The 14051-nt window shown below is 69.2% G+C and carries 14 protein-coding genes and 2 pseudogenes; 9 read left to right on the top strand and 7 right to left on the bottom strand.

Translation table 11 applies throughout. The annotated features are described in order from the left end of the window. Window positions 1-224 precede the first annotated feature (224 nt). Window positions 225-695: an ATP-binding protein gene (locus tag RH94_RS02145; protein WP_073945977.1), complete on the top strand. Its 471-nt coding sequence runs from the start codon at window positions 225-227 to the stop codon at window positions 693-695. 63 nt (window positions 696-758) lie between these two features. On the opposite strand, the gene RH94_RS02140 is transcribed toward RH94_RS02145, so the two are convergent. Further along, window positions 759-1028: a hypothetical protein gene (locus RH94_RS02140; RefSeq protein WP_234425468.1), complete on the bottom strand. Its 270-nt coding sequence runs from the start codon at window positions 1026-1028 to the stop codon at window positions 759-761. A gap of 45 nt (window positions 1029-1073) precedes the next feature. Between RH94_RS02140 and RH94_RS38495 the strand changes: the two are divergent. The 3 genes and pseudogenes from RH94_RS38495 to RH94_RS02115 all read left to right on the top strand — a co-directional run bounded on the left by RH94_RS38495 (window position 1074) and on the right by RH94_RS02115 (window position 3706). After that, window positions 1074-1577, top strand: a pseudogene (locus tag RH94_RS38495) (DNA-processing protein DprA). A 510-nt stretch (window positions 1578-2087) separates the two neighbouring features. After that, on the top strand, window positions 2088-3158 hold the full coding sequence (locus tag RH94_RS02120; RefSeq protein ID WP_234425467.1) for an AAA family ATPase: 1071 nt from the start codon (window positions 2088-2090) through the stop codon (window positions 3156-3158). Then, window positions 3155-3706 carry a hypothetical protein gene (locus RH94_RS02115; RefSeq protein WP_073945974.1) on the top strand — a complete coding sequence of 184 codons (552 nt, stop codon included), beginning with the start codon at window positions 3155-3157 and terminating at the stop codon, window positions 3704-3706. The genes RH94_RS02120 and RH94_RS02115 overlap by 4 nt, the downstream gene beginning before the upstream one ends. Before the next feature lie 204 nt (window positions 3707-3910). On the opposite strand, the gene RH94_RS02110 is transcribed toward RH94_RS02115, so the two are convergent. The 4 genes from RH94_RS02110 to RH94_RS02095 form a co-directional block, all read right to left on the bottom strand. Continuing rightward, window positions 3911-5674, bottom strand: coding sequence for an ABC-three component system protein (locus tag RH94_RS02110; protein ID WP_073945973.1), 1764 nt, complete (start codon window positions 5672-5674; stop codon window positions 3911-3913). Then, window positions 5652-5918 (bottom strand): ABC-three component system middle component 6, encoded by a 267-nt coding sequence (locus RH94_RS02105; protein ID WP_073945972.1) that lies wholly within the window; start codon window positions 5916-5918, stop codon window positions 5652-5654. Before RH94_RS02105 ends, RH94_RS02110 begins: the two co-directional genes overlap by 23 nt. Beyond that, a complete protein-coding gene (locus RH94_RS02100) occupies window positions 5915-6811 on the bottom strand; it encodes an ABC-three component system protein (protein WP_073945971.1) in 897 nt (298 codons plus the stop codon). The genes RH94_RS02105 and RH94_RS02100 overlap by 4 nt, the downstream gene beginning before the upstream one ends. A gap of 81 nt (window positions 6812-6892) precedes the next feature. Continuing rightward, on the bottom strand, window positions 6893-7276 hold the full coding sequence (locus RH94_RS02095; RefSeq protein ID WP_158073003.1) for a restriction system modified-DNA reader domain-containing protein: 384 nt from the start codon (window positions 7274-7276) through the stop codon (window positions 6893-6895). Window positions 7277-7483: 207 nt separating this feature from the next. On the opposite strand from RH94_RS02095, the pseudogene RH94_RS46530 reads away from it, so the two are divergent. Together RH94_RS46530 and RH94_RS02085 are read left to right on the top strand one after the other, a co-directional pair. Beyond that, window positions 7484-7973, top strand: a pseudogene (locus RH94_RS46530) (DNA helicase UvrD); the annotation flags it as partial. A gap of 159 nt (window positions 7974-8132) precedes the next feature. Next, window positions 8133-8798 (top strand): DUF1998 domain-containing protein, encoded by a 666-nt coding sequence (locus RH94_RS02085; protein ID WP_234425466.1) that lies wholly within the window; start codon window positions 8133-8135, stop codon window positions 8796-8798. 66 nt (window positions 8799-8864) lie between these two features. Here the strand turns inward: RH94_RS02085 and rbsK are convergent, their stop codons facing one another. After that, window positions 8865-9758, bottom strand: a complete 894-nt coding sequence (rbsK, locus tag RH94_RS02080) for a ribokinase (RefSeq protein WP_073945969.1) — start codon at window positions 9756-9758, stop codon at window positions 8865-8867. Beyond that, window positions 9755-10846: a LacI family DNA-binding transcriptional regulator gene (locus RH94_RS02075; RefSeq protein WP_079188855.1), complete on the bottom strand. Its 1092-nt coding sequence runs from the start codon at window positions 10844-10846 to the stop codon at window positions 9755-9757. The genes rbsK and RH94_RS02075 overlap by 4 nt, the downstream gene beginning before the upstream one ends. A 287-nt stretch (window positions 10847-11133) precedes the next feature. On the opposite strand from RH94_RS02075, the gene uriH reads away from it, so the two are divergent. The 3 genes from uriH (at window position 11134) to RH94_RS46045 (ending at window position 13951) form a co-directional block, all read left to right on the top strand. Next, on the top strand, window positions 11134-12081 hold the full coding sequence (gene uriH, locus RH94_RS02070; RefSeq protein ID WP_073945968.1) for a uridine-preferring nucleoside hydrolase UriH: 948 nt from the start codon (window positions 11134-11136) through the stop codon (window positions 12079-12081). Then, window positions 12078-13520, top strand: a complete 1443-nt coding sequence (uriT, locus tag RH94_RS02065; protein WP_073945967.1) for a uridine transporter UriT — start codon at window positions 12078-12080, stop codon at window positions 13518-13520. Before uriH ends, uriT begins: the two co-directional genes overlap by 4 nt. Before the next feature lie 299 nt (window positions 13521-13819). Further along, window positions 13820-13951, top strand: a complete 132-nt coding sequence (locus RH94_RS46045) for a hypothetical protein (RefSeq protein ID WP_267893331.1) — start codon at window positions 13820-13822, stop codon at window positions 13949-13951. The last annotated feature ends 100 nt before the right edge of the window (window positions 13952-14051 follow it).

The raw sequence follows: 14051 nt of genomic DNA, 5'->3' as shown, positions 1-14051 counted from the left end.
CTCGTCCGTGCCGTCCGCCTCACTGCCCGTAGGAGCCTCCGCACCCGGCTGCACTGCCATGCCGCACCACCACCCAGTCTTCCGTGTCCCGAGGACGAACCGGCGAAGTCCCGGCCAGGTCACGGCCGTACGCCCGTACATCACACCGTCCGCATCGGGACAGTCACCCTGCGTACTGCCCGGTGTGCTCCACAAGGTAAGCCGACTCGGTCACCCTCGGTGAGGTGAACCAGGAAACTGTCACCGCACCCGGTGAACCAACCATCGTCGCGGGCCGCTTCAGCACCACGTTCCCCACCACCGCACGCGGCGCGCACACCGCCCGCCATGCCGCCGAGCGCTGGCTCGCCGCGCAGCAAGGATGGCCGGAGGCCGCCGCCGCCGACGGCACGGCCGCGGCCTCTCTCCTCATCGCCGAACTGACCGCGAACGCCGCCCTGCACGGCCGGGTGCAGGGCAGGAACGCACGCCTTGCCCTCATCCTGACGCCCACCACCCTCCGTATCGAGGTCACCGACGCGCGAGGCGAACGTCCGCCCGTGCCGACACCGGACGCCGACGCGGACGGCGAGTCCGGACGGGGCCTGCTCCTCGTCGCCTCCCTCGCCGACGACTGGGGCTGCGAGCCGTACCGTCCGGGCGGGAAGACGGTGTGGGCGGAGTGCGCCCGGCGATCCGCCCGGACAGGGGGGTAGGCAGGGCAGTCCGGCGCCCGGTGCCCCGCCCTCACCCTGGCCCGGCCGTCGGCCGGCGGGGCCTCAGGACGTGCCCCGGCTCTCCCAGCGGTCCCGGAACCAGGTCAGTGTCTCGGCGAGGAGTTCGCGGTTGCGGTTCTTCTCCAGCAGGGACAGCCGGATGTTGGGACGCAGCTCCAGCTTGCCCTCCGGGATGTCGACACCATCCAGGGCGTTGAGGCGCGTGAGGAGTTCGGCGCGCAGCGCGCGGTCGGTGAACGGGGCCCGTGCAGCCATGTACTGGAACACCACCTCCGCCGTGCCCCCGCGCCCGGCGCCCGGGTAGAGCGTCATCGGCCAGATGCCGCGACCGGGGCCGCCCGCCTCGCCGAGCGCGCGGTGGTGGTCTCCTCGGGACTGGCCCGCGGTGTGGACACCGCGGCGCACACGGCGACGCTTGACGCCGGCGGCCGGACGGTCGCCGTGGTCGGTACGGGCATCGCGGTCCCCATGTACCCGCCGGAGAACCGCGGCCTGGCCGACCGTACCGTTGCGGAGGGCGGTGCCGTCGTGTCCCAGTTCTGGCCGACGGCCGGCCCGGCCCGCTGAACGTTCCCACGGCGCAATGTGACCATGAGCGGCTTCACTCAGGGCACGGTCGTGATCGAGGCGTCCCGGACCTCGGGCGCGAAGATGCAGGCGCGCATCGCGTCGGAGCACGGGAAGCGGGTGTTCCTGCTGCGCTTGCTGGTCGCCGCCCAGCCGTGGGCGGCGAAGATGCTTGAAGAGGGACGAGCGGCCGTGGTGGACGAGCTGACCGACGTCCTTCAGGAGCTGGCCGGTGCGGAGCAGGTGCGCAGGGCCGGCGAGCAGCGTCAGCAACTGGCGCCGGCCATCCTGTGAGACACGTCGAGGGACTGGAATCCCTCGGATTCCCGCACTGCGTCCGTTGCCCGTACTACCTGGGTGGCAGCGCTCGCATCTGTGCCGACTGCGCGGCCCGATCCCTGGAGCTGGTTCCCGGGGCCCACTGCCCGGTGTGAAGCCAGGCGCCGGGGACGGGGGCGTGGCTGCTCGAACCTTCTGTGCGGACTGTCGTCGGACGAGCGGGGGTTCAGCCGCGTCGACGCCATCGCGATGTTCTCGGGCGATCCGGAGAAGGCGGTGCGGCGCCTCAAGTACGACGGGGCCTGGGACTGGGCCACCATCTTCGGGCGCCGAGCATGCCAGGGGCCCTTCTCCTGGAGGACCTGGTGGGGAGACGGGCTGGGTCGAATTCATCCGGCGTGAATCTGCGCCCGGGGGCGTGCGAAATCAACTATGCAACCACTGGCGGGCGTTGGCGATTGACGGCGACCGTGAACAGCCTTCACGCTTGGCGAGAAAACGTGAAGACCGTTCACGGGAGATGTCGTGCAGGACGCATCCGATGCTGACGACCAGCTCGTTGGTCTGTTCGAAGTGGCGGAAATGGCCGGCGTCAGCCGGACAGTCATCGCTAATTGGCGTACTCGCGACAAACGTTTCCCATCTCCCGTCGCGGATCTGCGCAGCGGACCGGTCTTCCAGGCGAGTCGCATTCGGCGCTACCTCAAGCGGAGGAAGAAGTACATGGCTTATGTCATCTCGACCATCAACCTGAAGGGTGGCGTGGGAAAGACGACCACCACGGTGGGGCTTGCGGAGTTCCTCTCCGCAGAGTTCGGCAAGAGGGTGCTGGTCATCGACCTCGATCCGCAGACCAACCTGACGACGGTTCTCATCGGTGAGAAGAAGTGGAAGGTTCTCAACGACAACGGGCACACTCTGGCGACCCTCTTCCAGGACGCCCTCCGGCCTGATGGTGAGCCCGAGGAGTTCGATCTGGAGAAGACGCTCCAGCGCAACGTCTCACCGGTGAAAGCGGTCAGGAAGGTAGATCTCCTGCCGTCGTCGCTGGATCTCATCGATGTTCAGGACCGTCTGGCGACCATGTCCTCGGGGCGTTTCTATTCCAACAACCCGACCGACCTTCTGCGCAAGGCGGTTCGGAAGATCACCGACGACTACGACTACGTCCTGGTCGACTGCCCGCCCAACCTCGGCATCGTCACTCTGAACGGGCTGCGTATCTCTGACGGGTACATCATTCCGACGATTCCCGATGTCCTGTCCACCTATGGTATCCCTCAGATTCAGCGGCGGGTACGGGACTTCGCCGAAGGCTTGGCGGACAGGGATGAGATCGTTGAAATCGGAATCGTGGTGACGAAGTACAGGGCGAATTCCACCGTTCATCAGAACACCGTTCGGCGACTCAAGGACGGCAAGGGGGAACTGCCGACCGTGCTGTCGCCCTACATTCCCGAGAGGGACGGCATCGCCGCTTCCGCGGAATTCACCGACCGCGGCACCCTGCGTCAGAAGTATGGATACCGCGGAGAGTACGATGCCTTCCGCGCCATGACGAAGGAGTTCATCGAACTGGTCAAGGAGAAGGTGTGACCGAGCAGAGCGACACTCGGCCCGACGACAGCAGCACGTTGCGTGCCCCGTTGCAAGAGGCCGAGGAAGCCCTGACGAAGCTCGGCGCGTCCCACCCGGAACTCGCGGGCACCCTGGCGCGTGTCCTCGCCGTGGTGGCATCCGAAGCCGCGCGGACGCCTCGCTTTGCCAAGACACTGAGCAAGGCCCTCACCCCTTCCGAACCACACACCACGTCCCGCTTGGCCGAACGCCCGCGGCGAAGCAGCCGGAGGGCCCCCGGAGTAATCGAGCCGTTCGCGGTCTTCGCCGAGGCCGGCGAGACGGGACTTCGTTCACGCCTGGGCGAGCTCAACCTCGAACAACTGCGGGACATCATCTCCGAGCACGGGATGGACCACGACCGGCTGGCGATGAAGTGGAAGGACCCCCAGCGGGTCATCGACCGCATCGTGGAGCGCGTCGAATCGCGGACCGCGAAGGGAACCGCCTTCCGGGGGCGGTCGGAGCAGTCCACGACGCCGCACAGCGAGGCTGGGGATCCGGTGGGCGACGAGCCGTCAGCATGAACTGAGACGGCCGCACGATCACCACCTCGGCTCTCGTTCAGGCGCGCACACCACAGGGCGTACGCGCAGTCCATCTCGTCCAGCGCGGCGCGCGTGAACCGCGTGTCAGTGAAGGAGCGGTCGACGATCCTGCCGGTGAGGGAGACGGCAGCAACGCCATTGCTGGTGCGTGCCACCCCGCATCACGTCAACCCTGCCGCCTCGTCAGAACCGGAAGCCGAACAGCCCGCCCTCCTCGTACCTGTCGTCGAGCTTCGGCTCGATCGGTGACACGTGCTGCACCGAACCGAGGAGCCGTACCTGCTCCAGTACATCGGAGTTGAGGGTCACGATGTACTGGAGCCCCTCACGGGCGCACACCTCCTCGGCGAGTTTGAGGGCCTCCGCGATCTGCCGCTCGTCGACGCCGTCGAAGAGATGACTGTCGTGGACGAGGAAGTCGGGTCCCCTGCCGTGCCGGTGGCAGATCACGGCAGCCGTCAGATCCAGACAGAAGATCACCATGCGGTTGATGCCGAGACTGTCCCCGCTGTCGACGTGCGGGGTGATCTCCAGGCTGTGGGTGCCCGCATCGATGAGGAGGTAGGCGTCGCGCTCGCCGCCGTACAGCCGGCGGGCGAACTCGGTGAACATCAGGATGGCCTCGCGTGTCTGGGATGCGCGCTCTTCGATGTCCGCCTTCAGGGTGGTCCGCAGCGTGGCCCGTTGCTCGGCGATCTCCCGTTGGCTGCTTTCCAGCGCGAGAGCCGTCTCGTGCTGCTTTCGCAGGGCGGCCAGGGTGGCCTGCTTCTGGGCGAGAAGCTGCTGCCGCGCCGTCAGGCCGTCCAGTGCTCCGCCCTCCTGAAGTGCCCTGAGGGTGGCTGACAGCTCGTCACCGAGACGGGTGCGTTCCTCTTCGCGGTCCGCGAGCCGGCGCTCGATCTCGGCGATCTCTTCGGAGAGGTAGCGGCGCCGGTTGCGCACAATGGAGTGGTGGAAGCCGCGTACATCGTCGAAACTGCGGCGTACACCGTCGGGAAGTACCACGCCGAGTTCGTTGTACACCCGTTCCAGGTATTCGGTTTCCGGGTCGTTCGTCTCCGCCACGGCACGTCGGAGGTCGGCCAGGTTGCGCCGGTCGATGACGTCTTCGTCCGGCAGCGCGCGCACCCGCCGGTCGAGTTCGTCCGCCTGCTTCTTGAGCTCCTCGTAGGCGGGTACCACGCGGAAGGCGCTCACCTCACGGGTGAGACGCTCGACATCCGCTTCCGCTACGACGATCTTCGTGCGGAGGTCGGCGGTGCTGCCGACCACACGGGCCCAGGCGGGATCGTCCATGGCGGCACGCAACTGCTTGCGGGTCGCTTCCCGTGCCGCGATCTCACGGTACCGGGCAGCCAGTTGCCAGCCGAGCCCCAGCAGATAGGCGAGGTTCGCCGTGGCGTCCGACGGGCGCTGCTGCGGGAACGTCTGCACCGGGCTGTTGAAGGCATGGGCACCGGCACGGCGCAACAGTAGGGAGAGCATGGCGCGACCGGAGATCCCTGGGCCGTGGTCGGCGGGCAGGCGGAACAGGTGGCTCTCGATGGCCCGAGTCCACTCGGTGACAGTGAGCTCGTCGAAGTACTCGAAGCCGTCGTCGTCGAAGTCGAGGCCCTGCTGGACGCGTTCCCCCAGGAGGGCGTTGGTCTCGACGACCTTGTGACGCTTCCCGCACCTGCTCACCTTGACCTGCCGGGCCTGGCCCGGCCAGTCCAGCTCGAGGGTGAACCGGATGTTGCGCAGCGCCGGCCGGGTCACCAGGGAGTGTTTGCGCACGGTCGAGCCCAGCAGGAAGTGCAGCAGCTCGATCATGCTGGACTTCCCGGTGCCGTTGCGGCTGTCCGTACCGGAGGACTCGCCTCGCGTATGAGCCACGAGGAGGTTGAGGCCGGTGCGGAAGGTGACCGTGCGGAAGCGGGGGTCGTCAGCGCTGAGACGGTGCAGCATGGCTCTTCCTCCTGATCAGCAGACCGTCACGCAGTTCCAGGGCACCGAGTGAGTAGAGCACGTCGAGACCGAGCACGAACCACTCGAAGCTGACGGGGGAGCGGTGCCCCAGTTCCTCGCGCCGCGACCGGAACTCCGACCACGCCTGCGACACGGTCATCGGATGATTCAGGATCATGGAGATCTGTGCACCCACGGCGAGCAGGGACCGGTCCGGGGAGATGCCCTTGGTAGGGGTGATCACGTGTCCTCCTGCCCCGGCGCCCCCGGTGTCCACCCCGCGGGCGGGACTTCGTACAGGTCGCAGCGCTCGAAGAAGTGGGCCAGAATGATCGACGCGCACTTGGTGGTGGTGATGGTGACCGAGCGGTTGCCGACAATGTACTGGTGCAGACGGTGCCAGAGGTCCTCGTCGCTCCCCGGCTCGTCGCGGACCTGCGAGTAGTACGCGCGGAACCCCTGGGCCACCCGGTCGTGTTCGTCGACGGAGTTCAGCCCGGCGTAGTACGCGTCGACCAAGTGGCTGTACCGCAGTCCCTCGGTCAGCGCCGCGTGCACCTCCGGGCCGACACGGGCCCGGTTGAACTCGATCTTGTATGCGTTGACATCCGGAATCGCGTCCAGCGGGGCGCTGGTGCGCCGGCGCGTACCGAGGTGTTCCAGCAGCGGGGCGAGATTGGCGAGCCCGATCGAATACACGCGGTCCTCCACCGGGATCGGGGTCCCGAGGAGGTCCTCGACCTCGACGAGGTCCAGGCGGACCACGTCACTGCCGATCCGGTCCGCGTCGTAGATGTCGATGCCGACCGGGTGCACCTTTGTCCTGGCCCGACTGATGGTCAGACTCAGAAAGGGGTGGATGCCGGGGTCCCGACTGTCGTTGACCGTGAACCTGAACGTCGTGAAGGTGCCCTTGCGTTTGGTCATCGCCTTGTGGAGGTCCGAGCGGAACTTCTTCCGTACGTCGGCGAGTACCTCGGTGCGTGGCGAGTAACAGGCATAAAGGATTTTTTCGCTGAGCATCAGGCCGTCCGCGCCCACGTCGCCCAGCGGGCCGTGGGCCCGCACCGGCAGGTAGTCGGCGTGCAGAAGGCCGAGCAGTCTGTCCACGAACCGCTCGAACTGGGTACCGTCCATATCGACGAGCTGTTGACGCAGTAACAAGCGCGCAAACATACGCTGTGTGAAATCCACCGTGCTGCCCCCTGTTCTGGACGCTCAGATCCGGCTGCGCAGCACGCTGAGCGAGACACCTTCGCCGGTGCGCCAGGCATCCCACCCGTTGACCTTGCAGTGCGCCACGGCGTCACAGGCCCCTGACGGAGAGTCGTATATGCGGCCGTCGTCGAGCCGAAGGCGACCTTCAGGAGTGACGTACGCCAGATACCTCTGTGCGAGGTTGCGGCGGCGCCAGACCAGTCGCTGCCCGGGTTCCAACAACCCTGCGTCGAGCAGCGGTCCGAGTGGGCCCGGTCGCACGGGCCGTGCATCGAGAGCCAGAAGACGCCGCAGCACGCTGTTGGGGGTATCGATCAGTGGCTGGGCCTCGCGCTGCAGACGCTCGAACACCTCGTCGTCCACAACGATCGTTCGTCTGGACATGGACGCCCCCTCTTTTTCTCCCATGCCGACCTGGAGGAGAAAGTAGGGCGGGCTCGGAGCTGTTGTCCAATTCTCACGCGCGACTGCCCTCCAGGAACAACCGAGCGCCATCCGTGATGTGCGGCACCGTCGGCGACGATCGCGAGCGCCACCCGTAAACTGAGTCAACGGCCGTGCTGAGGATCGGCGCTGACGAAGGTGGGGAGCATGCCGCAGATCGCGATCACCAGCACGTTCTGGCAAGGCGTCGACCGGCTGGACAAGCCGGCCCGTGCCCGGGTTCACAAGGCGATGGCCAAGTTCTAGCAGCTGACGGTCCCGCAACTGCACGCGGACAAGGGGCTGCACCTGGAGTCCGTGGTCAGCTCCCGTGACCCCCGGATGCGGACGATCCGCGTCGACGACGGACTCCGGATCGTGCTGCTCGCGCCCGACGACGGCAGCGACCTCTTCGTCTTCGTGCACGTTGTCCCACACGACAAGGCCTACTCCTGGGCCCGGCGACGGCTCTACACGGTCAACAGCGTGACCCGCTGCCTGGAGGTGCGCGACCTGACCGCGATGGAGCAGATCACCCCGCTGTTCGCCCAGGAGGCCGCCGCCGCTCCCCAACTGCTGTTCGCCCCCTGGTCGGACACCGTGCTGCGGCACCTCGGGATCGACGACGTCACCCTGCGCGCCGCCCGCACCATAGGCCACCGAGCCCGTCGACCCCACCTGCACCGCCTGCGGCGAAACAGCCACCACCGCGCCGCGCCGCTACATCGAGCCGGTCTACGGCTTCGTCGCCGCACGCGGACCCCAGCGCCGCCCGGGGCAGACCCCGCCGCGCCGCTCCTGGTACGGCGACACCCACATGTCCACCGACACCGCGGACATCCACGAGGGGACCACCGTCTTCGCCTCCGATCACACCACGGCCTGGTCGGCGGGCGCCCGGGGAGAGATGGTCGTCGTCTCGGAGGGGCCGGGCGGTGCCGGGTACGAGATCTGCGACTGGTGCGGCTGGGGTCGTCCGCACGCCCGCGCGGCATCGCGGCGTGCGGGGCACCCTCATCTCCTGAAGGACGCGCAGTGCACCGGCCCACTGCGGGTCGTGTCCCTCGCGCACCGGTACCAGACGGACTTCCTCCAGATCCATCTCGACCCGCTCACCGCCCTCAGTGCGACGCAGGAAACCCTGCGTTCCGGTCTCTACGCGCTCTTGGAGGGTGCGGCCACCCACCTGGAGATCAGCCGGGACGACATCGACGGCACGGTCCACATCGGAACCGACGGAATGCCGTCGCTGCTGCTCTTCGACACCACACCGGGCGGCGCGGGCAACGCGATCCGCATCGGAGAGCACCTCGAACCGGTCGTCGAGGCCGCACTCGCCCGCGTCGGCGCTTGCGAGTGCGGCCCGGAGAGCAGCTGCCACGCATGCCTGCGAACCTTCCGCAACGAGCGCTTCCACGAGTTGTTGAGTCGAAGTGAAGCCATCGCGCTACTCGATTCCCTGACAGGTGGGAGTGCCGACTGATCGATGGTGAGCGGGCGGCTTCGCAGTCGTGCGCCGGGCGGCGCGGCGGCCGGGCCGGGTGGGGCCTCAGCGCTCGAGGAAGGCCTCCACCTCGTCGCGGCGGGGCAGGGAGGGCTGGGCGCCGGCGCGGGTGGTGCTGAGTGCCGCCGCGGCGCAGGCCCAGCGGGCGGCCTGTTCCAGGGTGTGGCCCTCGGCCAGCGCGACGGCCAGCGCGCCGCAGAAGCAGTCACCGGCCGCCGTGGTGTCCACCGGCTCGACCGTGAAGGCCGGGATGTGCAGCCGCGCGGTGCCCTCCACGAGCAGCACGCCGTCCCCGCCGAGGGTGACGACGACCGCGCCCGCTCCGCTCAGCTTGCCCGCGGCGGCGACGACCTCGTCGATCGTCCTCGGCACCGAGGTGCCGGCGAGGGCCGCCAGTTCGGTGCGGTTGGGGACCAGCACGTCGACACGGCGGGGCGGGACGGCGCCCGCGACGGCGGGGGCCGGGTTGTGCACGACGATGCCTCCGGCCAGCTCGGCGGCGGCGTGGTTGGCCTCGTCGGGGACCTCCTGCTGCAGGACGGTGACCTTGGCCCGGCCCAGCACCTCGGCGGCGGACCGGCAGTCGGCCGCGGTCAGGCGGAAGTTGGCACCGGGGCTGACGATGATGGAGTTCTCGCCCGCCGGGTCGACGGCGATCAGCGCGCGCCCGGTGGGCACCCCCGGGGTACGGAGCAGGTGCGCGGTGTCCACGCCCTCGGCGCGTACCGCCGCGGCCATCACGTCGGCCGCGTCGTCCTCGCCGACCCGGCCGATCATGGCGACCTGTCCGCCGAGCCGGGCCGCGGCGACCGCCTGGTTGGCCCCCTTGCCGCCGGGGTGCTCGGCGATGTCCCCGCCGAGCACGGTCTCGCCCGGCACCGGGTGCCGGGGCACGGGGGTGACGAGATCCAGGTTGAGGCTTCCGACGACTGCGATCACTGCTGTTCCTCTGGACTTCTGCTGCTGGGGATGGTGGTCCTGGGCGCGGCGGTGTGGGGAGTGCCGGCGCCGCGGGGAGTGCCGACGGCAAGGGGAGTGCTGGAGGCACGTACGACGAGTTCGGGTGCGAGGCGGACGGACCGGTGTGCCTCCGCGGCTCTGCCGGCGAGCCGCTGGTCGAGGAGCCGGAGCGCCTCGGCCGCCACGTCGGCGGCGGGCTGGCGGACCGTGGTCAGGGTCGGTTCGGACAGGCTCGCCATGGGGATGTCGTCGAACCCGGTGACGGCGACCTCGCCGGGCACGTCCGCGCCGAGTTGCCGGAGGCGCTGCACCGCACCGACCGCGATGAGGTCGTTGGCGCAGACGACGGCGTCCGGACGGGCGGGCCAGATCCGCTCCGCCGCGGCGCGTCCCCACTCCACGGAGAAGTCGCCGAGCTCGACGCGGCCGGGGGCCAGCGGGTCCAGGGCGGTGATCCCCGTCTCGTAGGCCGTGCGCCGCTCGACGGCCGTCGAGGCGGTTCCGGCGGCGCCCAGGAAGCAGAAACGGCGGCGTCCGGTGCCGGCCAGGTGGTCCAGGACGAGGGCCATGCCGGCGGCGTTGTCGACGGCCACCGAGTCGGCGACGCCGGGACCGCAGGCGCGGTCCAGCAGCACCAGCGGAACCCGGGACGCCGCGAGCGCGACGGCGTCGCGGCTGTGCGCCTCGTCGACGGGGATGACCAGCAGCGCGTCCACCTGCCGTTCCAGCAGGGAGGTGATCCGGTCCGCCTCGGTCGCCGGGTCGTCGTCGCAGTCGGCGAGCAGCAGGCCGCGGCCCCCGGCGTGCAGGGCGTGCTCGACCTCTCGTACGAGGGAGGGGAAGAAGGGGTTCGTGATCTGCGGCAGCACCAGGCCGATGGTGCCGGTGGAGCGGCTGCGCAGGGCGCGGGCGACCTGGTTGGGGCGGTAGCCGAGGCTTTCGGCCGCGGCCCTCACGCGGCGTGCCGTCTCGGGGCCCACCGGGCGGGTGCCGGACAGCACCCGGGACACCGTGGCGACGGAGCAGCCCGATACACGGGCCACGTCCCGCAAGGTCACCTCGCTCACCGTGCTCCGGCCCCCTTCTGTCGGTCGACTTCCCGGTGGAAACACGCCTCCAGTACCGGCGTCGGAGAACGTTATCACCCGGCTCCTCGTCTCCTGATCTGTGTGATGGAGAACAAAGGTGCATGGGCCATTGACAACTGAGCGGAGAATGGGTGAACGTTCCGGAGAACGTTTGCCCAAACGTTTCCCCAGGCGCCGGGGTCACCTGGCGTCCCTCCGGCCGTGACCGCCCGTGGCGGCTCCGGAGATCGGTTTCACCACAGTTCAGCGAGCAAAGGGGCTCTCCGTTGGCCAGAAAGATCATCCTCGACTGCGACCCCGGGCATGACGACGCCATCGCCATGCTGCTGGCTCACGGCAACCCCGACATCGAGTTGGTCGCCGTCACCACCGTGGTCGGAAACCAGACCCTGGAGAAGGTGACCCGCAACGCCCTGTCCGTGGCCCGCATCGCCGGGATCACCGGAGTGCCCTTCGCCGCGGGCTGCCCCCGGCCGCTGGTGCGCCCCATCGAGATCGCGCCGGACATCCACGGCGAGTCGGGGCTCGACGGGCCCGTGCTGCCCGAGCCGACCCTGGAACTGGACCGCCGGCACGCGGTCGACCTGATCATCGACACGGTGATGTCGCACGAACCGGGCGAGATCACGATCGTGCCGACCGCCGGTCTGACCAACATCGCCATGGCCGTCCGCAAGGAACCGCGGATCGCCTCCCGCGTCCGCGAGGTCGTCCTGATGGGCGGCGGCTACCACGAGGGCAACTGGAGCGCGGTCGCCGAGTTCAACATCAAGATCGACCCCGAGGCCGCCCACATCGTCTTCAACGAGAGCTGGCCGGTCACCATGGTCGGTCTCGACCTGACGCACCAGGCTCTCGCGACGCCCGCCGTCGTCGACAAGATCGCCGCGGTCGGCACCAGGCCCGCCAAGTTCGTGCTGGAGCTGCTGGAGTTCTTCGGCGAGATGTACGAGCAGGCGCAGGGCTTCGAGTTCCCGCCGGTGCACGACCCGTGCGCGGTCGCGTACGTCATCGACCCGGACGTCATGACGGTGCGCAAGGCCCCCGTGGACATCGAGCTCACCGGTACCCTCACCCTCGGCATGACGGTGGCGGACTTCCGGGCCCCCGCCCCGGACGACTGCAACACCCAGGTCGCCGTCAAGCTCGACCGCGAACGGTTCTGGAACCTCGTCGTGGACGCGCTCGAGCGGATTGGCGACGTCGAAGCGTGACCACTACCAGCCTTTCCACGACCGGCAGCCCGCCCGGCGCGACGCCGGGCCGCCCGGTCCGGGTCGGCGTACTGCTGACCGCGCTGCTCGCCGCCTGCGTGGCCTTCCAGCTCAACGCCAGCATGCTCAGCCCGGCACTGAAGAGCATGGAGGGCGCCCTCAACGCCACCTCCGCCGAGATCGGGCTCACCCAGACCGCGTTCTTCACCTCGGCGGCCCTGTTCTCGCTCTTCCTGCCACGGCTGGGCGACGTCATCGGCCGACGCAGGGTCCTCACCGGAATGCTGGCCCTGATGGCCGTCGGCTGCGTCGTCGCCGCGTTCGCGCACAACGTGCCGGTCCTGTTCACCGGCCGCGTCCTCCAGGGCGTGAGCGGCCCGGTCGTCCCGCTGTGCCTGATCATGCTGCGCCAGGAAGTGACCGAGCCCAAGCTCTACGGCACCCTGCTCGGCGTGATCACCGCCTTCAACGGCGGAGTCGCGGGCGTCGACGCCCTCGCGGGCGGCTACCTCGCCGACCACCACGGCTTCCAGTCGGTCTTCTGGACGATGGCCGTCGTCGCGGTCGTCGCCACGGTGATGGTCGCCCTGATGACCTCCGAGTCCAAGGCGCCCGTCGCCGGCCGCATGGACTGGCCCGGCGTCTTCCTCCTCGTCGTCTCGGTCGGCTCGCTGCTCGTCGCGCTGAACGAGGCCGGAAAGCTCGCCGCGGCCAACTGGCCGCTCATCGCCCTCCTCGTCGTCGTCTCCGCGGCCGCCTTCGCCCTGTTCTGGCGCACCGAGGGCCGCAGCGGACATCCGCTGGTCGCCACGCACCATCTGCGGCAGCGCTCGACCTGGGCGCTCCTGCTGACCACGGTGCTCACCATGACGGGCGTGTTCGCCATCATGAACGGGCTGATCCCGGCGTTCGCCGAGGACGCCCAGGCCGGTCTGGGCCTGTCCGCCCAGCAGTCCGCGTGGTGGACCCTCACACCGTACGCCCTGGCCGGACTGGCCATGGGTCCGCTCGCGGGCCGGCTGGCCGCCACCTTCGGGTACGGCCGGGTCCTGCGGGTCGGCCTCGTCGGGGCCGTGGGGACCGTCGTCCTGCTGATCCTCACCCTCGGCACCCATTCGCGTGCCCTGCTGCTGACGGCGTCCATCCTGGTGGGGATCACCTACGCGGGCATCGGGAACATCGTGCTCAACGGGCTCGGCATCGTGCTGTCCCCGCGCGAGAACCCCGGCTTCCTGCCCGGTCTGAACGCGGGTGCGTTCAACCTCGGCGCCGGCCTGAGCTTCGCGGTGCTGTACGCGGTCAAGACCGCGACGGCCCCCGCGGACCCGACGTCGGCCGGCGACTACACCACCGCCATGATCACCGGTGCCGTCATCATGGCCGTCGCCATCGCGACATCGTTCCTCATCCCCAAGCCGGTGGCCGCGGAAGCGCGCTGAGCACACCCGCCCCGCCGGGAGGCTGGGAGAGGGACAAGGAGAAGTACAAGAACGCAGCGCGGCACGCGTCGGCCCGTACGATCCGGTACGGGCCGACGCGTGCCGCGTTTTTCCCGGCGATGGCCGGGTGACTCGCCTTCCGGTGCCCGCCGCGGTCCCGCTGCAGGGGTCGGGTGCGCTCATCGGGTCCGCATGACACCGAAAGTTAAGCCGGTAGTCACCTGTATTCCGTCCACGCGAAGCCGCGACAGCGGACAAAGGGAAGGTACGCCAAGCATGCACAGGAAAGGTGGCGTCCCATGTCGCACCTGCTGACCTCACTCCTCACCAAAGCGGCAGCCGCTGTGATCGAGGCGCTCGTCATGCGTCTGCTCGTCCAGCTGTGGAATGCCTACACCCGCGGTGGCCACCCGACGCCGGCCGCGGTCTGAGGCACCGCTGATCCGACCGAGGTACATCCCCGCGACCGACATGCGTCGGCGCACCGTGGACGCGTCGACCGCCCCCGCCCCCGCCCCCTGCCCCCTGCCC

This window comes from Streptomyces kebangsaanensis (assembly GCF_001906585.1).
In the GTDB taxonomy this organism is placed as follows: domain Bacteria; phylum Actinomycetota; class Actinomycetes; order Streptomycetales; family Streptomycetaceae; genus Streptomyces; species Streptomyces kebangsaanensis.
Note: the sequence above shows the minus strand (reverse complement) of the source record. Positions and strands in the feature narration are given on the sequence as shown.